This window comes from Herbaspirillum sp. 1173 (assembly GCF_031455335.1).
Classification (GTDB): domain Bacteria; phylum Pseudomonadota; class Gammaproteobacteria; order Burkholderiales; family Burkholderiaceae_D; genus Herbaspirillum; species Herbaspirillum huttiense.
The window spans coordinates 540,953-561,029 of record NZ_JAVDSP010000001.1; the positions used below are offsets into that span (position 1 = coordinate 540,953).

18 protein-coding genes are annotated in these 20,077 nt (G+C 57.7%); 14 read left to right on the forward strand and 4 right to left on the reverse strand.

Features of this window, described 5'->3' with window-relative positions; genetic code table 11:
• Positions 1–28 precede the first annotated feature (28 nt).
• The 3 genes from J2X56_RS02470 to J2X56_RS02480 are packed head-to-tail and all read left to right on the forward strand — an operon-like array spanning position 29 to position 3,879.
• Entirely contained in the window at positions 29–370 is a 342-nt protein-coding gene (locus J2X56_RS02470) for a hypothetical protein (protein ID WP_310158005.1), read from the forward strand.
• On the forward strand, positions 367–1,419 hold the full coding sequence (locus J2X56_RS02475) for an ATP-binding protein (RefSeq protein WP_310158007.1): 1,053 nt from the start codon (positions 367–369) through the stop codon (positions 1,417–1,419). The genes J2X56_RS02470 and J2X56_RS02475 overlap by 4 nt, the downstream gene beginning before the upstream one ends.
• A gap of 45 nt (positions 1,420–1,464) precedes the next feature.
• Entirely contained in the window at positions 1,465–3,879 is a 2,415-nt protein-coding gene (locus J2X56_RS02480) for a hypothetical protein (protein ID WP_310158009.1), read from the forward strand.
• Between the two features lie 623 nt (positions 3,880–4,502).
• Here the strand turns inward: J2X56_RS02480 and J2X56_RS02485 are convergent.
• Together J2X56_RS02485 and J2X56_RS02490 are read right to left on the reverse strand one after the other, a co-directional pair.
• Entirely contained in the window at positions 4,503–5,102 is a 600-nt protein-coding gene (locus J2X56_RS02485) for a hypothetical protein (RefSeq protein WP_310158010.1), read from the reverse strand.
• A gap of 361 nt (positions 5,103–5,463) precedes the next feature.
• A complete protein-coding gene (locus J2X56_RS02490; protein ID WP_310158012.1) occupies positions 5,464–6,849 on the reverse strand; it encodes an aminotransferase in 1,386 nt (461 codons plus the stop codon).
• A gap of 134 nt (positions 6,850–6,983) precedes the next feature.
• Here J2X56_RS02490 and J2X56_RS02495 point away from each other — a divergent pair, with 134 nt between their 5' ends.
• Positions 6,984–7,712, forward strand: a complete 729-nt coding sequence (locus J2X56_RS02495) for an SDR family oxidoreductase (RefSeq protein ID WP_204725507.1) — start codon at positions 6,984–6,986, stop codon at positions 7,710–7,712.
• A gap of 29 nt (positions 7,713–7,741) precedes the next feature.
• On the opposite strand, the gene J2X56_RS02500 is transcribed toward J2X56_RS02495, so the two are convergent.
• Positions 7,742–7,903, reverse strand: coding sequence for a hypothetical protein (locus J2X56_RS02500; protein ID WP_259435090.1), 162 nt, complete (start codon positions 7,901–7,903; stop codon positions 7,742–7,744).
• 337 nt (positions 7,904–8,240) lie between these two features.
• Here J2X56_RS02500 and J2X56_RS02505 point away from each other — a divergent pair, with 337 nt between their 5' ends.
• Positions 8,241–9,005, forward strand: coding sequence for an IclR family transcriptional regulator (locus J2X56_RS02505; protein WP_310158016.1), 765 nt, complete (start codon positions 8,241–8,243; stop codon positions 9,003–9,005).
• A 106-nt stretch (positions 9,006–9,111) separates the two neighbouring features.
• On the opposite strand, the gene J2X56_RS02510 is transcribed toward J2X56_RS02505, so the two are convergent.
• On the reverse strand, positions 9,112–9,714 hold the full coding sequence (locus tag J2X56_RS02510) for a sigma-70 family RNA polymerase sigma factor (RefSeq protein WP_310158018.1): 603 nt from the start codon (positions 9,712–9,714) through the stop codon (positions 9,112–9,114).
• Positions 9,715–10,077: 363 nt separating this feature from the next.
• Here J2X56_RS02510 and J2X56_RS02515 point away from each other — a divergent pair, with 363 nt between their 5' ends.
• The 9 genes from J2X56_RS02515 (at position 10,078) to J2X56_RS02555 (ending at position 20,041) form a co-directional block, all read left to right on the forward strand.
• Positions 10,078–11,286 carry a porin gene (locus J2X56_RS02515; protein ID WP_310158020.1) on the forward strand — a complete coding sequence of 403 codons (1,209 nt, stop codon included), beginning with the start codon at positions 10,078–10,080 and terminating at the stop codon, positions 11,284–11,286.
• 128 nt (positions 11,287–11,414) lie between these two features.
• Positions 11,415–12,170, forward strand: a complete 756-nt coding sequence (locus J2X56_RS02520) for an IclR family transcriptional regulator (RefSeq protein WP_204725511.1) — start codon at positions 11,415–11,417, stop codon at positions 12,168–12,170.
• A gap of 226 nt (positions 12,171–12,396) precedes the next feature.
• On the forward strand, positions 12,397–13,974 hold the full coding sequence (locus tag J2X56_RS02525) for an ABC transporter substrate-binding protein (protein ID WP_310158023.1): 1,578 nt from the start codon (positions 12,397–12,399) through the stop codon (positions 13,972–13,974).
• 329 nt (positions 13,975–14,303) lie between these two features.
• Positions 14,304–15,275 (forward strand): ABC transporter permease, encoded by a 972-nt coding sequence (locus J2X56_RS02530; RefSeq protein WP_310158025.1) that lies wholly within the window; start codon positions 14,304–14,306, stop codon positions 15,273–15,275.
• 13 nt (positions 15,276–15,288) lie between these two features.
• Entirely contained in the window at positions 15,289–16,254 is a 966-nt protein-coding gene (locus J2X56_RS02535; protein ID WP_204725514.1) for an ABC transporter permease, read from the forward strand.
• Between the two features lie 9 nt (positions 16,255–16,263).
• A complete protein-coding gene (locus J2X56_RS02540; protein WP_310158031.1) occupies positions 16,264–17,223 on the forward strand; it encodes an ABC transporter ATP-binding protein in 960 nt (319 codons plus the stop codon).
• Positions 17,224–17,225: 2 nt separating this feature from the next.
• Positions 17,226–18,209: an ABC transporter ATP-binding protein gene (locus J2X56_RS02545; RefSeq protein ID WP_209568947.1), complete on the forward strand. Its 984-nt coding sequence runs from the start codon at positions 17,226–17,228 to the stop codon at positions 18,207–18,209.
• 29 nt (positions 18,210–18,238) lie between these two features.
• The gene (locus J2X56_RS02550; RefSeq protein WP_310158035.1) at positions 18,239–19,129 is read left to right on the forward strand and encodes an N-formylglutamate amidohydrolase; all 891 of its coding nucleotides are present in this window, start codon (positions 18,239–18,241) and stop codon (positions 19,127–19,129) included.
• Between the two features lie 60 nt (positions 19,130–19,189).
• Positions 19,190–20,041 carry a serine hydrolase gene (locus J2X56_RS02555; protein WP_209568942.1) on the forward strand — a complete coding sequence of 284 codons (852 nt, stop codon included), beginning with the start codon at positions 19,190–19,192 and terminating at the stop codon, positions 20,039–20,041.
• Positions 20,042–20,077: the final 36 nt, after the last annotated feature.

Sequence of the window (20,077 nt, forward strand, 5' to 3'; positions counted from 1 at the left end):
GCCAATCGGATGGCCGCGTGACAGCGTAATGACGCTAGCCGAACGCAAAATGATGGCAAGAGCAGGTGTACGAGAACGTGGGAAGGATATTCCCCACGACAGCTTAAATAGACATGTCGCAGAGAAGATTAATAGGATCCAAAAAGAAAAAAAAGGGGCCGCCGAAGCTTTGAAAATTGCGAAGCATCTGACTAATAAAAAGAGAGCAAAAAAAGAAGAAGCTTTCTCGAACGATCCGGTGATTCATGAAGAGAATATTGGATCCCAAGAAGAGCCTAAGGCAGAGTATTGCGAAGTTCAAGAGCCGTCGGGGGCGGGAAATGGTCTTTTTGATACATCACAGATGCGGCCGATTAGGAGAAAGAGATGAGTGCTGCAGCGCCCTCTGTTCGATATCACGAGCGCAATGTCAATAATGCGGCGGTATCGATACCTCGTGGGAAAAACTTTTCGCATCTCCGAGATCACCCTCTCTTTACGGGCGAGCTGCTACTCCCCACAAAACCAGTTGAGTACCTCTATCAACAAGTTACGAGGGCAATACTTTTATCGGAAACGGGTATCTGTTTTTCCGCCCCGTCTGGTGCTGGGAAATCCAGTGCATTGGATGTGGTGGAGGGAAACTTGGCGACAGACTTCCCAAACATTCCCGTATACGTTCACTCAACACACACTGCTCCAATTTCCTCTATCAGAGCGTTCTTTAAACACTTTTTGGAAACAGTGGGGCATTCAAAGCTAAATGGCGAGACACCTGATCTTAGGCGTCGTCTCATCATGAAGATAGTGGATGATGCTAGGGCTGGCGGGGAAAGAACGGTGCTGCTGTTCGTCGATGAGGCTCAAGCTATGCACATTATGGATTTCAACTTTCTGAAAGATGTGCACAACGACTTGCGTTCCGAAGGTATAAATTTGGTTACCGTGCTAATGGGTCAGGAACCCGAAACCACTGCAATTCTTAACAGTTTTAAGGCTGAGGGCAGGAGCGATCTGACTGGGCGTTTCGCAATGCGCGCCTTACCTTATCGAGCTCTGAATAGCGACGATCTTCAAGCACTTTTTAAACTGATCGATACGACCATAACGGCTGAAGATGAAGTGACCACATGGACCAGACATTTCTTTGATGAGTTATGGAAGCAAGGTTGGCGCTTTGAGAACCAATTTATTCCGTTTATCAATACGTTAAAAGAAGTCTCAAATTTCAGTTCGAATGCAGAGATTGCATGTCCCGCTCGGCAAACGTTTCTTGCAATCCGCTACTTCATCCTTGAACGCTATGTATCAAACGATTTAACGCACGTTCCATTAGATGCATGGGATGCTGCGATCAAATACGCACGGATGCGCGAAGCTAGCGAACTCTCTGCGTCGCAATCTCGAACTGCTGACCCTGCCACCAAAGTGATTCTATGAGATTGTTCCCTAGGCAAGATGCCCGCTATGAGTTGCCATCAGCGAATGAGAAACAAATATGCAGCCTCAGGGTTAGTACCCTTGCCATATGAATCTTCAATTGCAGGGCTATGGCGATTCCAATGGAGAAATGCCCTAAGCGCATCGGCATTACAAGAAATATGCAGCAAGCGGCGTGCAAATTTGCTGCGCCCCCATTTCATTAGTGACGCAGCTGATACAGCTTATTTCGAGACGCTTACTGGACTACATCTACCCAGCGAGGAGGAAAACCGATTTTTCGCCTTTAGAATTGACGACCTATTGTGCCCCTTTCTTCGTTACTGTCCGTTGTGTCTGGAGTTGGGCTATCACAGCTTTATCCAACAGTTCGAAGGTATTTCAGCATGCCCATGGCATCAGGTAGAGCTCACTACAAAGTGCCATTGTTGTGACGCACGTCTGCCTGCAACACGGATGCCAAAAGAGATTTTTCACTCACCATATCGATGCTCTAAGTGTGGTGGAGCATACTGCGGCATCGAGCCGAATTTGCAACTAGATGAGCTTCTTCGCATGCAAGCAGCTGAGGTAGAACGATATTTTGGCCCGATATATAGGTGGTGGTTAGATGCGGAGTCGACACGTGAAACTGCTTTGACTTTGCTACCTTATGGTGAGGACAAGTATTCACTTTCCGGCCTCAATAGTGCTCATTTGCAGCCGCTGGCACACGGCTTTGTATTCCATTCTAGTCCACGTCCATCTGCGATAGGAGATCCATTTTGCCAAACTCTGTGTTGTCTGACTTGGCAGCATCAGAAATACACCTGCTTCGAGCCCATATCGTCTCAGATGCGTCCGCAACGTGATGCTAGCGAAGTTAAAGACCTCTTTAACTACGCTTATAGGACCGCTCTCTTCGCTATTGAACAATGGGTAATGAATGACGCTGGACTAACGCACGACGAACTGTTATCAGAAATGGATCTGCCTCGTGAGTTCGTCTCGGAATACAAAGAATCGGTACTCGCACTTGTATGCTTTCGAGCTCAATTTGAGAACCGACCGGTAAGCGCGAATGATCTTTGCCCAACATATGCTTCTGTAAATTATGTTCCTGATGCTAGGGCACCGGATTTCTACGCGGATACTTCTTGGGCAGCATATGTAAGCTTCTATTTTCTGTCTCAATACGCTTCCTGGTGGATGAGAATTAGGCAGGCGCGGCGCGCTCCCGTTTCTTCGCTAGGATATTTCGAGACCCCGGAATTAGTTAGAAAATGCGAACATGTTTTTGGACCGGAAAAGGAAGGAATTATTCACAATTCGACGGGCTTTTTCGTACTGCCGGATATTCCTGGATGTCTAGAGTTTTTCTTGGAGTATTCACGCTGCCCGACCGTAGAACTTTCATGCCAGTTGATTACCTTAAACCACCGATTTCATCCATCGAGATGGTATTTGGAGAAAAGACGATCCTTAATGGCACATCCGCTGGTGCATGAGGAAGTAAACAAGTTCAGTCATAAACTGGATAAATTTCTTGCGCTCAAAACTTCGATTGACGGTTTTCACTCTGCTGAAGAAGTGAAGATGGAAGTAAATCGCTTTTTGCAGTGGTGTTCGGGTGTTTTTGCAGCGGACCCATACTGCATTTCTGCAGACGAACTTAACGAGTACCCTTTGTTTCTTGTACGGGGCTTTAGCAGTTCAACGGGCTACTCATCAGATGGTATTTGTCAAAAGGAATTTGAAGTAAGGATTAAGAGAATATATAAGAAGACGAGCTTATCGATCGGCTCAATTATTGGCGTGATTAACCAGTTTCTGGAAATGGATTTGGGCCTTCTGGGGGAGAGATGTCTCCGTAAGATGATAGTTTCCCCACTGCTATCTGGGCGTGAGTTCAGTCTCAAAGATGTCAAGCAATACCTCTTGGACTGTATGTCGCCAGGTGACGATCATCTCGAGGAAGTACATGACGCGGCCCTGATATCGCTGGCTATTGATACCCAGTGGTCACTTAGCAGCTTGCTGAAGATTCGAGCGGGAGACTTTAGCGATGAGATTTTTAGTGCAACGCCCGGAGAGCGCCTCGGTTCTCGGTCAGTATGGGATCCAGTTCTATGCAGATATTGTTCGCTATCCGCAGAAAGTGTCGAACTAATAACTAATCTTATGTCCATGCGCAATATGCGCTTTACTCATCACGGAGGCCTAATCTTTTCGCGCCGTTCAATCGGAATCCGTCCTAACCTTGATAAAAAGAAAAGAACTATAGAGGCGCGTATCAGCGATAAGTTGCCTGGAGGAACAACTTGGGGAAAAGGCTCGTTATCCGCCAAGACCGAAAAATTTACCGTGTTAACGTTGCGACATGTTCAAAACCATACTGTGACTGTTAAATTTATTTTTCCAGACAAGCTTCCTTTAACGCTTCTCATCGGAGCGGATATGTCCTTGAGTTTCTTCCGTTGAGTATTGAATTGAAATTTGATAATCATCTCGCCTTCGTCCTTAGGCAAGAGCCGAGCGTAATTCATGTCGTGAGTCTCACCATTTTGCGGGAGATCGGCTAGGAAATTTTAGGGAGCAGCGTCGCATCTTCAGTCAACCTGTAGCATACGTGTCATTGCTCACCCGTCGCTGAAGGGCTATACAAAGGAAATGGAGAAATTGCTTACACAACCGATGTAGTGGCAAGAACGATTCCCACTTTTCGCTTCGTAGATCATAAGCTGGGGAGGGTGGGAACGAAGGATAGAAAGGGCGGACGGTTCAGTCTCCCCCCTTAGTTTTTCCAAAGATTGAGCATCGCCGCAGCCAGCCTTAGGAAACTATTCTGCGCTAGCTCAACGGCTATCTTGTCCTTGAGTTTCTTCCGCTGAGTATTGAAAGCTACCTCCTGAGAAGCGCGGATGGGTCAAGGTTGATCTAGAAATTTTTCCGCTTGCCGCGCAAGTTGTGCTTCGAAACGACCCGGTTATTTATAAACGAGCTAAGAATCATGTTTGACAGTCCCAACTGGTTTGGGCAGGAGCGATCTCACAGGGCGTTTCGCAATGCGCGCCTTACCCGTCTAAAGTAGAAATTTCCGGCCATCATTGGAGCTGTCGTACTGGCTCCTGGCTTGCCCGGCGGAAGCCCCATTCGCCGGCATCCGGTCGGTACAACGCATAGATCTCAGTAATTCCCTTAATGGTCCACGTACGCAGATAGTCGCTGATGCCCGTAATGTGAATCTTGCGCAGCGCCTCGGTCGCACATTGGCTCACGGCGCATTCGGAGTGATTTTCGAGCGCACCGATCAGCTGGCCATAATTCTCGCCCCCGATACGGCCCCACCAATACTGGACAAAGGCCGGAATATCGGTTCCGATACGCATCTGGCGCGGGCCATGTCGCCGCTGGCGCATATCGAACTGCACCGGCAGCAAGGGCGTCACGAGCGATTGGCTGTCATCGGCGAGCAAGTCGTTGCTCTCGGAGGCATAGTACCCCAGCGACAGCATGAGCCGCTGTTGTTGTTCCGGTATCGCTGCCAGCACGACGGAAAGGTCGATACGTTCCAGGCGTTCTCGCTGCCATCTGCCTACGCCGCTCGCCGCCAGATGCTGGCAATAGATTTCCGCATCCAGTGCCGAGGCGAAGGTGAGTACGCCGGCTTCCTGCCCGAGCCGGACGATGAAGGTTTGCTTCATGGGCGGCTGATGAGGAGCGGTCTCGGCCTCCAGCGTCAGGCCCCAAAGAGAAAAGGGTGAATGCTTCGCGGACACGTTAGGATCTCCCATGATCGATCGGGATGCGAGGATGAGAAAGCATGTCCGGGAATCCCGTCTTGTCTTGACAAGGCGTACCGCTTTCGCCGAGATCAGCGAAGGGGGACTGTTCTGGGTGGCAAGGTTCGGCAGCGCGGTTCCACGCCTACGCAACGCAGCGCCAGGGTCCGGTACCGCAGTGAGCGCCGGATGCCGGTGCTGGGGTTGCTTGCCATGCGGGCATGCCGCTGGCCGCGTCGCCTACGCATCGAGCGCAGAAAGGAGTGAACATGCATGCTCATGATCACGCCATCTTCAAAGCCCGCGCCGTGTCATCCAGCGTCAGCGCGAGCTTGTCGATCAGTTCGTCCAGTTCGGCAAGACTGGCCACCAGCGCCGGCGCAAGGATGATGCGTGCGCCGGAAGTGCGCACGATCAGTCCATGGTGCTGCGCCCGCTGCATGCAATACAGCCCCACCGCATTTTCGTTGGCAAAGCGCTGCTTGCCCTGCTTTTTCGGGGCCAGCTGCAGGGCGGCTACCGCGCCGGTTCCTTCAATACCGTTGACCAGTACATGGTCGCCCAGCCGGCTGCGCAGTTGGGCCTGCAGATACGGCCCGGTGCAGCTGGCCAGTCGCGCCAGGACACCGCCTTGGTCCAGCAGTGACAAGGTCGCTAGCGCGACCGCTGCGGCAACCGGATGCCCCTGGTAGGTGAAGCCATGAGCAAACACGCCACCACGCTCGGCCAATGTCTCGCCGACGCGCTCGGAGAGCAGCAATCCGCCCATGGGCACATAGCCGGAAGTGAGGCCCTTGGCGATGGTGATCAGGTCGGGCTGGAACCCGAAATGCTGATGCGCAAACCAATGACCGGTCCGTCCGAAGCCACCGATCACCTCATCGGCGCACAGCAAAACGTCATGGCGTTGGCAGATGCGCTGTATCTCGGGCCAATAGCTGGCGGGCGGGAAGATCATGCCACCGGCGCCCTGAAAGGGCTCCGCCACGAATGCCGCCACGTTGTCCGCACCGAGTTCAATGATCTTGCGCTCCAGGGCTTGCGCTGCATGCAACCCAAACTCGGTCTGGCCCAGCGAACCGTCATAGCCGAACCAGAAGGGCTGCTCAATGTGCGCGACCTCGGGCAGCAGGCTTGCACCCAGCGCGTGCATCATCTTCATGCCGCCCAGGGAGGCGCTGCCAACCGTCGAACCGTGATAGGCATTGTGACGCCCGATGATGACGCGCTTGCCGGCGCGGCCGGCGAGTTCCCAGTAGCGGCGGACGACCTTGATGAGCGTCTCGTTGGCCTCGGAGCCCGAGTTGCAATACAGCACGCGGCTGTAACAGGCCGGCAGCAGCTCGAACAATCGGGCAGACAGCTCGGCTACGGCAGGGTGGGTGGTGTTGAAGAACTGGCTGCAGTAGGACAAGGTCGTCATCTGCCTGGCGGCCGCGTCCACCAGCTCTTGCCGCCCGTAGCCGAGGGTGGTACACCACAGGCCGGACATGGCATCGAGCAAGCGATGGCCCTGCTCGTCCCAGACATGCAGGCCCTGCCCGCGTACGATGACGCGTGCATGCTCGGGTTGAAGGAACTTGTGATCCTCGAAGGGCAACAGATGTCGCGCCAGATGAATGGCCCGATAGTCTCTTTGCTCCAGTACGCGACCGACGATATGGTTCATGGTTTTTGTCAGCAGAAGTTTGCCTCGGGGAGCGCCAACGGAGTAGAGCGTGCCGTGGCGGACCATTTCTCGTTGAGTGGCATCGCAGCGCCGACGGTTCCCCCACCGGCAGGACCCCGACCGCAGGAGTCAACATGAAAGCCATCGTGACCGGCCACAGCCGTGGTCTTGGGGCGGCCATCGCCGCCGAATTGATGCAACGCGAGATTGCGGTATTGGGGCTGGCACGTGGCCGCAATGACGCGCTGGCCCGGCACTGGCCCGGGTTGTTGCATGAACAGGCGATCGATCTGGCCGATCCCCGGCAACTGGGCAGCTGGCTAGACAGTGGCATATTGGCGGCCTTTTTCGCAGATCAGGGGCAGGTGCTGCTGATCAACAACGCTGCCACGATCGAACCCAGCGCTGCGTTGCCATTCCAATGCGCCCATGACGTCGCCCGGGCTGTCATGCTCAATGTCGGCTCGGCCCTCATGCTGTCGGCCAGGGTGGCGACACTTGTGCAAGCCCGCCCCGGATGCACTTGCCGCATCCTGCATCTGTCCAGTGGTGCTGGTCGCCACGCTTATCCTGGGTGGTCGGTATACGGCGCGAGCAAGGCCGCGCTGGACCAGCATGCACGCGCGGTCGCGCAGGATGCCTTGCCGTGGCTGCGCATCTGCAGCTTGGCCCCCGGGGTGGTCGATACCGACATGCAGGCGCAACTGCGGGAGCTTCCCGCCGAGCGATTTCCTTTGCGGGAACTGTTTCTTAGCCTGCGGGCGCAGGGGCAACTGGCGGAACCGGCTACCTGTGCGCGGCATCTGGTGGAGTTTCTTCTGGCTGAAGCGTTCGGGCAGCAGCCGGTGGCAAGCCTGGCTTGAGCGCCGCCAGGGCGTATAGGCTGGCGATCTCAGGCAGGGCGGTAGCCATGGCCGGACAGGGGGATGACCGTCACGCCGCACGGTCCGAAGCGATCGCAAGCTGCCGCCGCCGCGTCGCCGCTGCTGTGAGCAAGTTCCATGTAGGTATAGGCTTGTTCGGCCGTTCTTACCCGGACTGCAAATTTTCTCATCTGAGCATCTCCTCCCGGATTGCGCCATCGGCTGTCACGGTCTGCATGCCTGGCCACGGTTAGTGGCGATGGCGCGCCAGTTGGTTCGCCAAGCAGATGCACCGCCGTGCTACAGACTTGTATTGTTTCCGTCAGGGAAACAGTGTATCGTTTTGGTCTTGATCTTCCGTTTCATCGGGCAGGTTACGGACCAGGTGCCAGATGCCGTGACCTGATTCGCCCGGGCGGGCGAACACCATGCGCGTATTTCTGCGAAAATGGCCATCCCGTGGGGGCGGGACCAGGCCGTTGGTGACGGTCTCGTGAAGATTGCGTTGAATAACAAGGAAACTGATTTATGAGTTACACCGTCGATGCCGTCAGCAAGGCGATAGAGCTGCTGTTTCTGGTGGCTGAAGAAGGGGGCAATGGCGTGACCGAGCTGGCCAAGCGCTCCGGCAATACCAAGGCGCGTGCCTTCCGGCTGCTGACTACGCTGGAAGAATGTGGTCTGGTACGGCGTCAGTTGCCCATGGCGACCTACAGCCTCGGTTATCGTGCGCTGATTCTGGGAACCGCCGCGCAGGGCCAGTTGAGCCTGGTCAACGTGGCCCGTGACATCCTTCAGGATATCGGGAACGAATGCAACGAGAGCGTCCTGGTCAGGGTGCGCGATGGCATGGATACCGTCTGCGTGGCGTGGTGGGATGCACCGCATGCGATCCGGGTTCACAGCCAGTTGGGTGATCGCCGTCCCTTGTTTGCCGGGGCCTCCGGCAAGCTCTTGCTGGCGTATGCACCGGCCGATGTGCAGGCCGAGATCCTCTCCGGCAAGCTGCAGAAATTCACCCCGAACACCATCATCAAGCAGGCCGACCTCAAGAAGGAACTCAAGAAGATCCTGGCGGAGGGATTCAGCATTTCCCATTCCGAGAAGACGGCAGACATGGTGGCGGTCGCCGCTCCGGTGCGCGACTCCCAAGGCAATGTGGTGGCGTCGCTGTCCATGACGGCACCGTCGAGCCGCGTGCCCAGGGAGAAACTGGACAAGTACGTCAAGATCATCACCCAGGCCGCCGCCCGTTTCTCCCAGCTGCTCGGTTACGTCGACGCACTGGCCTGAGAAACGCAGACCTTTCCTGTATTGCTTTCAGGCCGGACTGCTCGCGCGATCCGTCGAGTCTTCCCGGGACGCGCTCCCGGTCCGGCCTGAAACGCCTCTTTCTTCTTCATTGATACGCATGCAGCAGCGACCTGAGTTTGCGCCGCGCATGAAACATGCGGGTCTTGATGGTATTGACCGGACATCTCATGGTGTGTGCGATCTCATCGTAGGCCATGCCGTGGTAGTAGGTCAGGGCGACCACACTGCGCTGCTCAAGCGGTAACTCGCCCAGCGCGTCTTCCAGCAATTTCCTCATTTGCAGATGGTTCATCTGCTGTTCCGGCTCGGACATGGCGCTGCGCTCATCTTCGTCGATCACGATCTCTGTCTTTCGTTGCACGCTGCGCAGTGCTTTGAGACCCTGTCGATAAGCTATCGAAAACACCCAGGTCGAGACCTTGCAGGTCTGATCGTAGGTATGCGCTTTCTGCCACACCACCAACATGGTGTCGTTGATGATCTCGTCGACAAGGTGCGGGTAGGCGGCGAAGCGACGCAGGAAAGCGGTCAGCCGCGGACAATACTGTTTATATAATTTCTCGAAAGCGACCAGATCGCCCTGGGCGATGCTCGCTATCAGACCCGCGTCGTTGGCGGCCACATCGGCGGGCACATCGCCGTCCGGCACGCGGCGCTGTCGCCCCTTTTTCGGCATGTCGTGTCGCATCTCGCTTTCCTTGCATTCAGGTGTCAATAGGCTGCCATGCATGGCCTGACGCATTCATCGGTGCGATGTCCGGAGCACGCCTGCGCTCTTTCGATCAGTGAAACGCCAGTCTCGGCCAGACATGACGCCGGGCATGGTCTCATTTGGTGCGGCGTCGCCTGCCAGTGCCACTTTCCGGCGCATTTCCTGCACCTGAATAGCCGACGTTGTTTCACATAATAATACAGCTTATTTTTTAATGAAACATCGTTGACGAGCTGGACACAGCTGATTAACATGTCGCCTGTCGTTACGGTGGTTTGTACAATGAGACGATGGGATGATGTTTCTATTATCGACAATCTGGTATCAAGGGAGAGAGATGTGAAGAAAACCGCAATTGGACTGGCCTGCGTGGGGCTGGTGGGGACCGCCTGTGCGCAAAGCTCGGTGGAGATTTACGGCATTGCCACGGCCGGGCTGGGTTATGTCGACAAAGTGGCTACCACCGGCACCAGCACGGGTAATCGCGTGGGCATCGATTCGGGCCAGTACACGCAGTCGCGTCTTGGTTTCCGTGGTGCCGAGGATCTGGGCGGCGGCAACAAGGCCGAGTTCGTCATTGAAGGCGGCTTTACGCTGGATAACGGTGCCTCCACGCAGAATGGTGCCACCTTCGGTCGTCGCACCACGGTGGGCCTGTCGGGTAATTACGGCGATGTGCAGTTGGGTCGCCGCAAGGATTACACCGATTTCATCGCCAACCAGTATTCCACTGCATCGCGCATGCTGCCCTTCACCGGCAAGGCGCATGGCAACAATCTGGATCGTGCTACCGGCGAACGCGCCAACAACATGATCTACTACACCACGCCGAACTTCAGCGGCTTCCAGGCCAACTTCACCTACGCCTTCGGCGAGACGGCCGGCTCCAACAGCACCGGTCAGTCGCTGGGACTGGGTGCCAACTATGACAATGGTCCGTTCGGCATCGGCTTCGCCTACTGGCAGTCGAAGAAGGCAGCCACGGTCGGCTCGGCCACCACCAATACCAGCAGTGACCAGGGCGCGGCGTCCAACGCCGGCTGCAATACTTCCACCTTGGGCAATGCAGGCGACACCTGCACCAAGGTCTGGATGCTGGGTAGCAACTACGATATCGGTCCCGTGACCCTGCGCGGCACTTACTCGCTGGTCAAGCAGCCGCTGGTCAACGCCTCTTCGGGTACTGCGGTCAACTTTGTGCGTACCGCGACCGCCACCAGCGGCGTGGCGGCATTCACTGCGGGCGGCATCAACAATTCGCGTGCTGATATCTATGACGTCGGTGCCGACTACAAGTTGGGTAACTGGGTCTTCAAGGGCAGCGTGATCCATTCCCGTTACGACTTCGTGGGTGCATCCAACAAGGGCAAGCTCACCACGCTGGTGCTGGGTGCCGACTACAACTTGTCCAAGCGCAGCCTGCTGTATGCGATGGTGGCCAACATGCGGGCCTCCGACATGTACAGCCCGGGCCTGACCAGCAATGGCGCGCCGGGCGCGGACAAGTCGCAGAATGCCCTGGCGCTGGGCATCCTGCATCGCTTCTAAGGTTCCGTTTTTCTTGAGGTGTCTCCTCTTTGCCAATCTCGCTTGCGGGATTGGCTTTTTTCTGGAACGTCGGCCTGCCTATGCAGCGCCGGAGAACCGCGCTGGACTCCTGCCGAGACATCAGAGTCATGACTGATTACACAATCGATGCAGTTGAAGAGACGCTGGGGCTGCTCCTGCTGGTGGCGAAATGTCCCGGCCTGGGTGTGACGGAGTTGTCGCTACGCTCGGGGATGACCAAGGCGCGGGCGTTCCGCATGCTCTATACGCTGGAGAAGAGTGGTCTGGTATGTCGTGATCACCAGGCACCTGTCTATTGCCTGGGCCACAATGCCTTGTACCTGGGGGTGGAGGCCGAAGGTCAGATCAGTCTGGCCCGACTGGGCAAGAAATATCTGCGTCAGATCGGTACTACCTGCCAGGAAACCGTACAGATGCGCATTCGCGATGGTCTGGAATCGGTCTGCATTGCACGCTGGGAATCCGTAGAGCCGGTCAGCGCTCCGTGCGAGCCAGGTAACCGGCGACCGCTCTATGCGGGAGCGTCAGGCAAGGTACTGCTGGCTTATGCTCCGCGGGAGATTCAGGATCATATCCTGCGCACAGAACGCAAGCGCTTTACCGGGGCCACGCTGGTCAATCGCAGCAGCCTCAAGCAGGCGCTGGCCAAGGTCCTGCAGGCGGGGCATGCGGTCTCCTACGGTGAGATGTCGGTCGATTCGGTGGCCATTGCAGCGCCTGTCTTCAATGCCAATGCCGAGGTGATGGCCACCATCAGCGTGGCCGGCCCGGCCAGCCGTATCGGTGGCGAGGAGGTCGCGACAATGGCAGGCATGCTGCGAACGGCGGCGCGCCAATTGTCAATGAATCTGGGATATCGTTGAGCGCCGGACGAAATATATCCATGTGCTCACCTGGCGGCCGCTGGTAAGGATGGTTAATGCGAGCGACAACGAGGCGAAGCCGTCATGAAATAAGCGGGCGCGCCAATACGGTTCTTGTGTTCTGCCTCTGGCCGGACGCATTGCTGCACCGGCCAGAGGGTGACAGGCAATGAGCTGATGGCGGCAGCTTCAACTGTTTAATCGAAGTCAAGGAGAGGGTCGCAACATGTTCAAGGTAGTGAGGAAAGTATTTGCCGCAGCCTGTATTGCCGTTGGGCTGCTGGCGTCGGTCGTGCAGGCGGCTGAACTGAAGATCGGGTTCAAGGCGGAGATCACCTCGGCCGATCCCCATGTGCTCAACAGCGCCAACCGCAACATCTGGGTTCACGTCTATGACTCACTGGTGGCCCAGGATCATCAGCTGCGTCCCAAGCCTGGCCTGGCGCTGTCGTGGCGCATGCTCAATCCGACCACCTGGGAATTCAAGTTGCGGCCGGATGTGAAGTTCCATGATGGGCAGACCATGACGGCCGAGGACGTCAAGTATTCGATCGAGCGCGCCATGAATCTTTCGGGACCGCGCACCTTCCGCTCCTATCTGCGCGAAGTGAGCGCCATCAGTGTCAGTGCGCCCCTGACCGTGCAGGTCAAGACCAAGCACGTCAGCCCGACGCTGCCAGACAATCTCGGCCTCATCGCCATCCTGCCCAGATCCCTGGGTGAGCACGTCAGCGAAGAAAGCTTCGCCAATGGTAAATCGGCCATCGGCACCGGACCGTATCGCTTCGGCAGTTGGCTGCATGGACAGAAACTCGTGCTCACCAAGAATCCGACGTACTGGGGCGAGAAGGAGCCTTGGGATACCGTGAGCTTCCAGTTCATTCCGCGTGAGCCGGCTCGCGCAGCCGCCTTGCTGTCGGGCTCGCTGGACATCATCAACGATATCACCGCCAACATGGAGACATCGCTGCGTGCCTTCAAGCTGGTCTCGGTGACGTCCTACATGCTCAACTATCTGGCGCTGGATCAGTTCCGCGACAGTTCGCCCTTCGTGCGCGACGCCAGTGGTGCCCCCCTGAAGAAGAATCCCATGAAGGATCTCAAGGTGCGTCAGGCGATGACGATGGCCATCAATCGCGACGGCATCATCAAGTACCTCATGAAGGACGATGCCACGGCGGCGTTGCAAACGGTGCCCAAGGGATTCTTCGGCTACGACGCCGACCTCGGAATGCCCGCCTATGACGTCGCCAAGGCCCGGGAGTTGCTGGCGCAGGCGGGCTATCCGCAAGGTTTTCAGCTGACCCTGCATTGCCCGAACAACCGCTATGTCAATGACGCCCGACTATGCGAGGCGGTCGCCCAGCAATGGAGTCAGGTGGGGATCAAGACGGACGTGGCGACGATGCCATATGCCGTGTTCCAGACCCGTGCCTTCGGAAGTGGCGGCAGCGGCGAGCCTGAATTCAGTGCCTTCCTGGTCGGCAACGGGGCGGTGACCGGCGATTCACTCACGGGGCTGGTGTCGATGATCCACAGCTACAACGCGGCAGCCTCTGTTGGCGTGAGCAACTATGGACGCTACAGCAACATGGAAGTGGATGCCCTCATCGAACGCGCTGCGGGTACTACCGATGAGGCAACCCGGGCGGATCTGCAGCGGCAGGCCAGCCGCCTGGCCTTGAGCGATGTCGCCATCATTCCGTTGCAGCACCTCAATGCATCCTGGGCCATGAAGAAGAGCCTCGTTCTGACACCGCGCGCTGACGGATTCACCATGGCCATGGATATCCGCCAGAAGTAAAGATCGTCGCATACGACCCGGGAAGGAGTGCGCAAGGAGTGCAGATTGCACTCCTTTTTTTCTTTTGCTGAACCACGGTTTCTCCACGGCTCCGCGCCCGAAGACGATCTGCGATGATTGCTGAAATCCCGCTCTGGAACTGGGTTTCCGCCTGGAATCGCAGGGCATGAAAAGATGTTTCGGATGGTGATCTTTGTTTGACACGGTATCGCTTGATAATATATAGTATCGCTCATTGATACGGCGTATCATGAGCTGCGAGGGGCTGCCGGGACAGCCTCCTGATCGCGAGCAGGAGTCCGGCGTGAATTCGACATGGGAGCGGAACGATGTTTGAGATGTTGTTGAGGCGCGCGCAGCAAAGCGTGCTGGTGATCTTTGTGATGTCGATTCTGGCTTTCGTCGGGATCAATCTGGTGGGCAACCCCATTCATCTGCTGGTCGCACCGGATGCACCACTGGAAGAAATACAGCGCGCCTCGCATGCGCTGGGGCTGGATCTGCCGATGTACCAGCAATACCTGCGCTTCGTGACCAATGCCTTACATGGGGATCTGGGCAATTCCTTCGTCTTCAATCAGCCGGCCATCGGCCTGATCTTCGAACGCATGCCGGCCACCTTCGAACTGGCTGTGGCGGCCTTGCTGCTGTCGGCGTTGATCGGCATTCCGCTGGGGATGTGGTCCGGTTTGCGTCCCGGTAGTCGCGTGCACAAGCTTGCCATGGGATTTTCGGTGCTGGGTGTGACGGTGCCGGTGTTCTGGCTGGGCCTGCTGCTGATCCTGGTATTTTCGGTCAATCTGGGATGGTTGCCTTCCGGCGGCCGCGGTCCGACCACTTCCTTGCTGGGAGTGCAGGTGAGTTTCCTTAGCTGGGAAGGGCTGCAATACATCATCCTGCCGGCCAGTACGCTGGCCCTGCACAACATCGCCCTGGTGATGCGCATGACCGAGGCCGGCACGCGCGAGGTGGCGGTACAGGAATATGTCAAGTTTGCGCGTGCCAAGGGGGTAGGGGCGGTACGCCTGATGATGCGGCATATCGCGCCCAACGTCATGATTCCCATCGTGACCGTCATGGGCATCGAGTTCGGTCACCTGATCGCCTTTTCCCTGATCACCGAAACCATTTTTGCCTGGCCCGGCATGGGCAAGCTCATCATCGATTCGGTACTGCAGCTGGACCGGCCGGTGGTGGTCGCCTATCTGATGGTGGTCTTGCTGCTTTATGTGGTGATCAATTTCGTGGTTGACGTGTTGTATCTGATTCTGGACCCGCGTCTGCGGACCAAGTCGGCTTGAAGAGGCAAACATAATGATGATGAATGATATCGAGACAGGCGCACTGGCATCGGAGGCTCATTCCGGAGCAGGCATCGCCAGGCCGTCCACCGAAACCGCTGCCTCGGAGTCTCCCTGGCGCGTTCTGGCCAGACGCTTCTTCAAGAGCCGCGTCGGCACGGCGGCGTCACTGCTGCTGGCCATCCTGATCGTCGCGGCGGTAGCCGCACCCCTGATTGCCCCACAGGATCCCTATGATCTGTCCAAGGTCTCCATCCTAGAAGCCGAACGCAGTCCCGGTACGCTCAGTACCGACCAGAGCATGCACTACGTACTGGGCACCGATGGCGCTGGCCGCGACATGCTTAGTGCCATCCTCTATGGCTTGCGCATCAGTCTGGGCATCGGCGTGGCCAGCGCGCTGGTGGCACTGGTGCTGGGCACCAGCCTGGGCCTGGTGTCGGCCTACTTTGGCGGCAAGGTGGATGCCTTGCTCATGCGCGTCGTCGATGTGCAACTAAGCGTGCCGACGATCCTGGTGGCCTTGGTGCTGCTGGCCGTGCTGGGGCAGGGGGTGGACAAGACGCTGATGGCGCTGGTGCTGGTGCAGTGGGCCATTTTTGCCCGCAATGTGCGCGGCGCGGCCCTGGTCGAACGCGGCAAGGATTACATCGAGGCGGCCTTGGGCCAAGGCTTGCCGGCGCGCCGCATCATGTTCCGCCACGTGTTGCCCAACTGCGTGGCACCTCTGATCGTCACCACTACCAATCAGATGGCCAATGCCATCACGCTGGAGGCGACCATGAGTTTTCTGGGCATCGGCCTGCCGCAGACCAAGCCTTCCCTGGGCCTTTTGATTTCCAACGGTTTCGACTACATGCTGTCGAACCAATACTGGATCAGCGTCTTTCCCGGTGTGGCGCTGGTCCTGCTAGTCATGGCGGTAAGTCTGGTGGGCGACCAGCTGCGCGTGGTCCTCAACCCCAAGCTGGATGCATAAGGAGCGAAGATGGCACTGCTGGAAGTCAGGAATCTGGTCACCCAATTTCATACGGAAGCGGGTGTGGCCAAGGCGCTGGACGATGTCTCGTTCGCGCTGGAAAAAGGCAAGGTATTGGGCATCGTCGGCGAATCGGGATCAGGCAAGTCCGTCACGGCTTTTTCATTGATGAACCTGATTGACGCGCCGGGCCGTGTCACGGGCGGCGAGATCATCTTCAACGGCGAGAACCTGCGGCAAGCCAGCCCCAAGCGCTGGAGCCAGTTGCGCGGGGATCGCATCGCGATGGTGTTTCAGGATCCGATGATGTCTCTGAACCCGGTCATGCGCATTGGCGCGCAACTGGGCGAGACCATTGCCATCCATCGCAAGGTATCGCGCAAGGAGATCGATGCGCGCGTCTGCGATGCCTTGAAGCGGGTCGGCATCCCGGCCCCGGAGGAGCGCATGCGGGTGTACCCGCACGAGATGTCCGGGGGCATGCGTCAACGCGTTGCCATCGCCAATGCCATCATCAATCATCCGGATCTGATCATCGCCGATGAGCCGACCACAGCCCTGGATGTGACGATCCAGGCCCAGATCCTGTACGAGATGAAACAGCTGGCGCGCGAAAGCGGAACCGCCCTGATCTGGATCACCCACGACATCAGCGTGGTCAAGGATCTGGCCGATGATCTGTGCGTCATGTATGCCGGCCGCATCATCGAGCGCGGGCCGGTACAGCAGGTCATCCGGCAGCCGCTGCATCCCTACACGCAAGGCCTGATCGACTCGCTGCCGCAGGCCGAGCATCAAGGCAAGCGCCTTTACTCCATTCCCGGTGCCACGCCGCCCCTGCTGCGACTGCCGCCCGGATGTTCCTTCGCGCCACGCTGCAGTCGTGCAGCGCCGGCTTGCCAGACCATTCCGCCGGTCGTGGCTGCGGGCGGCCGGGAACATCGCTGCTTTTACCCATTGAGTGCATGAGGATGACAACAATGCTGACGACCAACGAATTGAGCAAGAGCTTCAGCCTCAAGAGCAGCGGGCTCACACGTGCACTGGGCAAGCTGGGGCTGGCCAAGCCGCCGGCACAGCGGGTATACGCGGTCAATGAAGTCTCGCTGTGTATAGAACGCGGTGAAGTCCTGGGGCTGGTCGGTGAATCGGGCTGCGGCAAATCCACCGTGGGCAGGATGATTGCCGGTCTGCTGCCGGCCACCAGCGGCAGTCTCGCCTTCGAAGGCGAGGATATGACCAAGCCGAGCCTGCAGACACACCTGAACATTCAGATGGTATTCCAGAACCCGTATGCCTCGCTCAATCCGCGTCAGCGCGTGGATCAGGTCATCAGCGAAGCGGCCTTGTATCACGGACTGGTGCAACGCAAGGATGCCTCTGCCTTCGTCGGCGATCTGCTCAAGCAGGTCGGTCTTGACCCATCCTATGCCGGTCGTTATCCGCACCAGTTCTCCGGCGGGCAGCGACAGCGCATTGCGATTGCGCGCGCGCTGGCACTGGACCCGAAGTTCATCGTCTGCGACGAGGCCGTCTCGGCGCTGGACGTGTCGGTGCAGGCGCAGATTCTCAACCTGTTCATGGAATTACGCGAGACCAAGCAACTCACCTATCTGTTCATCAGCCATAACCTGGCGGTGGTCGAATACATCGCGGATCGGGTGGCGATCATGTATCTGGGCCGCATCGTGGAGATCGCCGACAAGCGGTCGGTGTTCGCCCGGCCCAACCACCCTTATACCCAGGCGCTGATGGCCGATGCGCCCAGGCTCGATGCCAAGGTGGTGCAACATCGGCCGATCCAGGGCGAGCTGCCCAGTCCGCTCAACCCACCCACCGGCTGTACCTTTCACCCTCGCTGTCCGCGCGCCATGCGCCGCTGCAGCGAGGAACGGCCGATGCTGCGCAGCATCGGCGATGGCCACTGGTCTGCATGCCATCTCAATGACGCCTGATGGCGTCGCAGTATCCAACGGAAAAAGCAATGATCAAGTCAGTCAATCAAGTGTATGCATTACTGCGCCCGGGCGTGAGCGAGACCCAGCTGCCGCTGGTGGTCGATTCGCCCCACAGTGGCACGATGTATCCCTTCAACAGCGGCATCGTGGCACCTGCCGAGGTCTTGCAGACCACCTGGGATGCGTACGTCGACGAATTGTGGGCGGGCGCGCCGGCGGTCGGAGCGGCCTTGCTGTCGGCGCGATTTTCGCGCGCCTACATCGATCCCAATCGCGCGCCCGATGATATCGACCAGGAGATGCTGGCACAGCCCTGGCCCCATGCGCTCACACCCTCAGCGGCATGCGGCCGCGGCATGGGCCTGATCCGGCGTCACGCCTTGCCGGGCATTCCGATGTATCAGGACAAGCTGAGCATCGAGGAGGTCGAACATCGCCTGCGTCATTACTATCATCCCTACCATGCCGTTCTGAAGGACTTGCTCGATGAAGCGTTCCAGCGTTTCGGCCGCGTCTGGCATATCAACTGCCATTCGATGAAGTCGGTGGGCAATGCCATGAACGTGGACAATGGCGCGGATCGCCCCGACATCGTGGTCAGCGACCGCAAGGGCAACTCGGCCAGCAGCGCGCTCACCGAGTGGATCGCCGGCGAGTTTGACCGACGCGGCTATCGCGTCAGGATCAATACGCCGTATCAGGGCGGCTATATCGTCCAGCATTATGGTGTTCCGACGATGCGCCGACATAGCATCCAGATCGAAATCAAGCGCAGCGTCTACATGAACGAGAAACGCTGCGAGAAACATGAGGGATTCGACCGCCTGCAGCATGATCTGAGCAGCTTCCTGGGCTCGCTGGCCGAGCACCTGCGCCAGGATATGCACCAGAGTCCTCCGGTGACGCCCGCACCGTGAGGCTACTGCGTCACCTCCTCACTTAGCACAGAATCGGAAATCGTCGAAAAGGAAATCAAGATGCAAGACCTGGTAGCGCGCCTGAACGCCATCTGCGATGAGCAGCCCTATGTGACCGCCTGGTATGTCAAGAACCTGATCACCGGCCAGGAGGCCGATCGCGACGGAAATGTCGCCTTTCCGTCGGGAAGCACCCGCAAGACCTCGATCCTGATGGCCGTGCTGCGTGCCGTCAACCAGGGCCGGCTGGACCTCAATGCGCCCATCGTGTACGAGGAGAGGCTGCGTCAGGGCGTGATGTCTGGAACCTTCAAGTACCTTACGCCGGGCTTTACCATCAGCCTGCGCGACGCCCTGGTCCAGATGATCATCGTCAGCGACAACGTTTGTACGGCCATGGTGATGGAGCGTATCAGCCTGGAAGAGATCAATCAGTTCTGTCACGGCATCGGCATGCGCAATACGGTCCATCGCAATTCGGTGCCGCGTCCGGATATGCCGGCCGATCACAAGCTCGACGAAGTGACCACCATCAGCGCCTGCGATCAGGGACTGCTGTATGACCTGATCCTCAAGGGCTGTTCCGATCATGAAGCCGCACAGCGCCTGGGTTGCACGCCGCAACAATGCGCCTTTGCCATCGAGGTCTTGAGCTGGCAGAAGTTGCGGACCAAAATGGCATCGCTGCTGCCCTCCGATACCAAGGTCGCCCACAAGGGCGGCACCGGCAAGCGGGGTCGCATGGATGGCGGCATCGTGTTCCGCAACGAACAGCCCCTGTTCATCCTGACCGGTTACACCGACCAGGTGCCCTGGGAAATGCCTGACGGCATGCCCGGCTACGTGTCGGCCTTCAATACCCTGGGCCGCCTGGCGCGGGCCTGCTGGGATGGTATCGGCAACGACCGCTGATCCGCGTCCCGACCCGCTTAACGTAATGAAAGAGCA

What these genes read in the sequence shown, in the direction of transcription:
- J2X56_RS02485 (WP_310158010.1), bottom strand. Translation starts at nt 5,102, where the DNA reads ATGAAGCAAACCTTCATCGTCCGGCTCGGGCAGGAAGCCGGCGTACTC.
- J2X56_RS02555 (WP_209568942.1), top strand. Translation starts at nt 19,190, where the DNA reads ATGCAAGACCTGGTAGCGCGCCTGAACGCCATCTGCGATGAGCAGCCC.
- J2X56_RS02545 (WP_209568947.1), top strand. Translation starts at nt 17,226, where the DNA reads ATGACAACAATGCTGACGACCAACGAATTGAGCAAGAGCTTCAGCCTC.
- J2X56_RS02475 (WP_310158007.1), top strand. Translation starts at nt 367, where the DNA reads ATGAGTGCTGCAGCGCCCTCTGTTCGATATCACGAGCGCAATGTCAAT.
- J2X56_RS02470 (WP_310158005.1), top strand. Translation starts at nt 29, where the DNA reads ATGACGCTAGCCGAACGCAAAATGATGGCAAGAGCAGGTGTACGAGAA.
- J2X56_RS02530 (WP_310158025.1), top strand. Translation starts at nt 14,304, where the DNA reads ATGTTTGAGATGTTGTTGAGGCGCGCGCAGCAAAGCGTGCTGGTGATC.
- J2X56_RS02550 (WP_310158035.1), top strand. Translation starts at nt 18,239, where the DNA reads ATGATCAAGTCAGTCAATCAAGTGTATGCATTACTGCGCCCGGGCGTG.
- J2X56_RS02495 (WP_204725507.1), top strand. Translation starts at nt 6,984, where the DNA reads ATGAAAGCCATCGTGACCGGCCACAGCCGTGGTCTTGGGGCGGCCATC.
- J2X56_RS02520 (WP_204725511.1), top strand. Translation starts at nt 11,415, where the DNA reads ATGACTGATTACACAATCGATGCAGTTGAAGAGACGCTGGGGCTGCTC.
- J2X56_RS02505 (WP_310158016.1), top strand. Translation starts at nt 8,241, where the DNA reads ATGAGTTACACCGTCGATGCCGTCAGCAAGGCGATAGAGCTGCTGTTT.
- J2X56_RS02480 (WP_310158009.1), top strand. Translation starts at nt 1,465, where the DNA reads ATGAGAAACAAATATGCAGCCTCAGGGTTAGTACCCTTGCCATATGAA.
- J2X56_RS02500 (WP_259435090.1), bottom strand. Translation starts at nt 7,903, where the DNA reads ATGAGAAAATTTGCAGTCCGGGTAAGAACGGCCGAACAAGCCTATACC.
- J2X56_RS02490 (WP_310158012.1), bottom strand. Translation starts at nt 6,849, where the DNA reads ATGAACCATATCGTCGGTCGCGTACTGGAGCAAAGAGACTATCGGGCC.
- J2X56_RS02510 (WP_310158018.1), bottom strand. Translation starts at nt 9,714, where the DNA reads ATGCGACACGACATGCCGAAAAAGGGGCGACAGCGCCGCGTGCCGGAC.
- J2X56_RS02525 (WP_310158023.1), top strand. Translation starts at nt 12,397, where the DNA reads ATGTTCAAGGTAGTGAGGAAAGTATTTGCCGCAGCCTGTATTGCCGTT.
- J2X56_RS02535 (WP_204725514.1), top strand. Translation starts at nt 15,289, where the DNA reads ATGATGATGAATGATATCGAGACAGGCGCACTGGCATCGGAGGCTCAT.
- J2X56_RS02540 (WP_310158031.1), top strand. Translation starts at nt 16,264, where the DNA reads ATGGCACTGCTGGAAGTCAGGAATCTGGTCACCCAATTTCATACGGAA.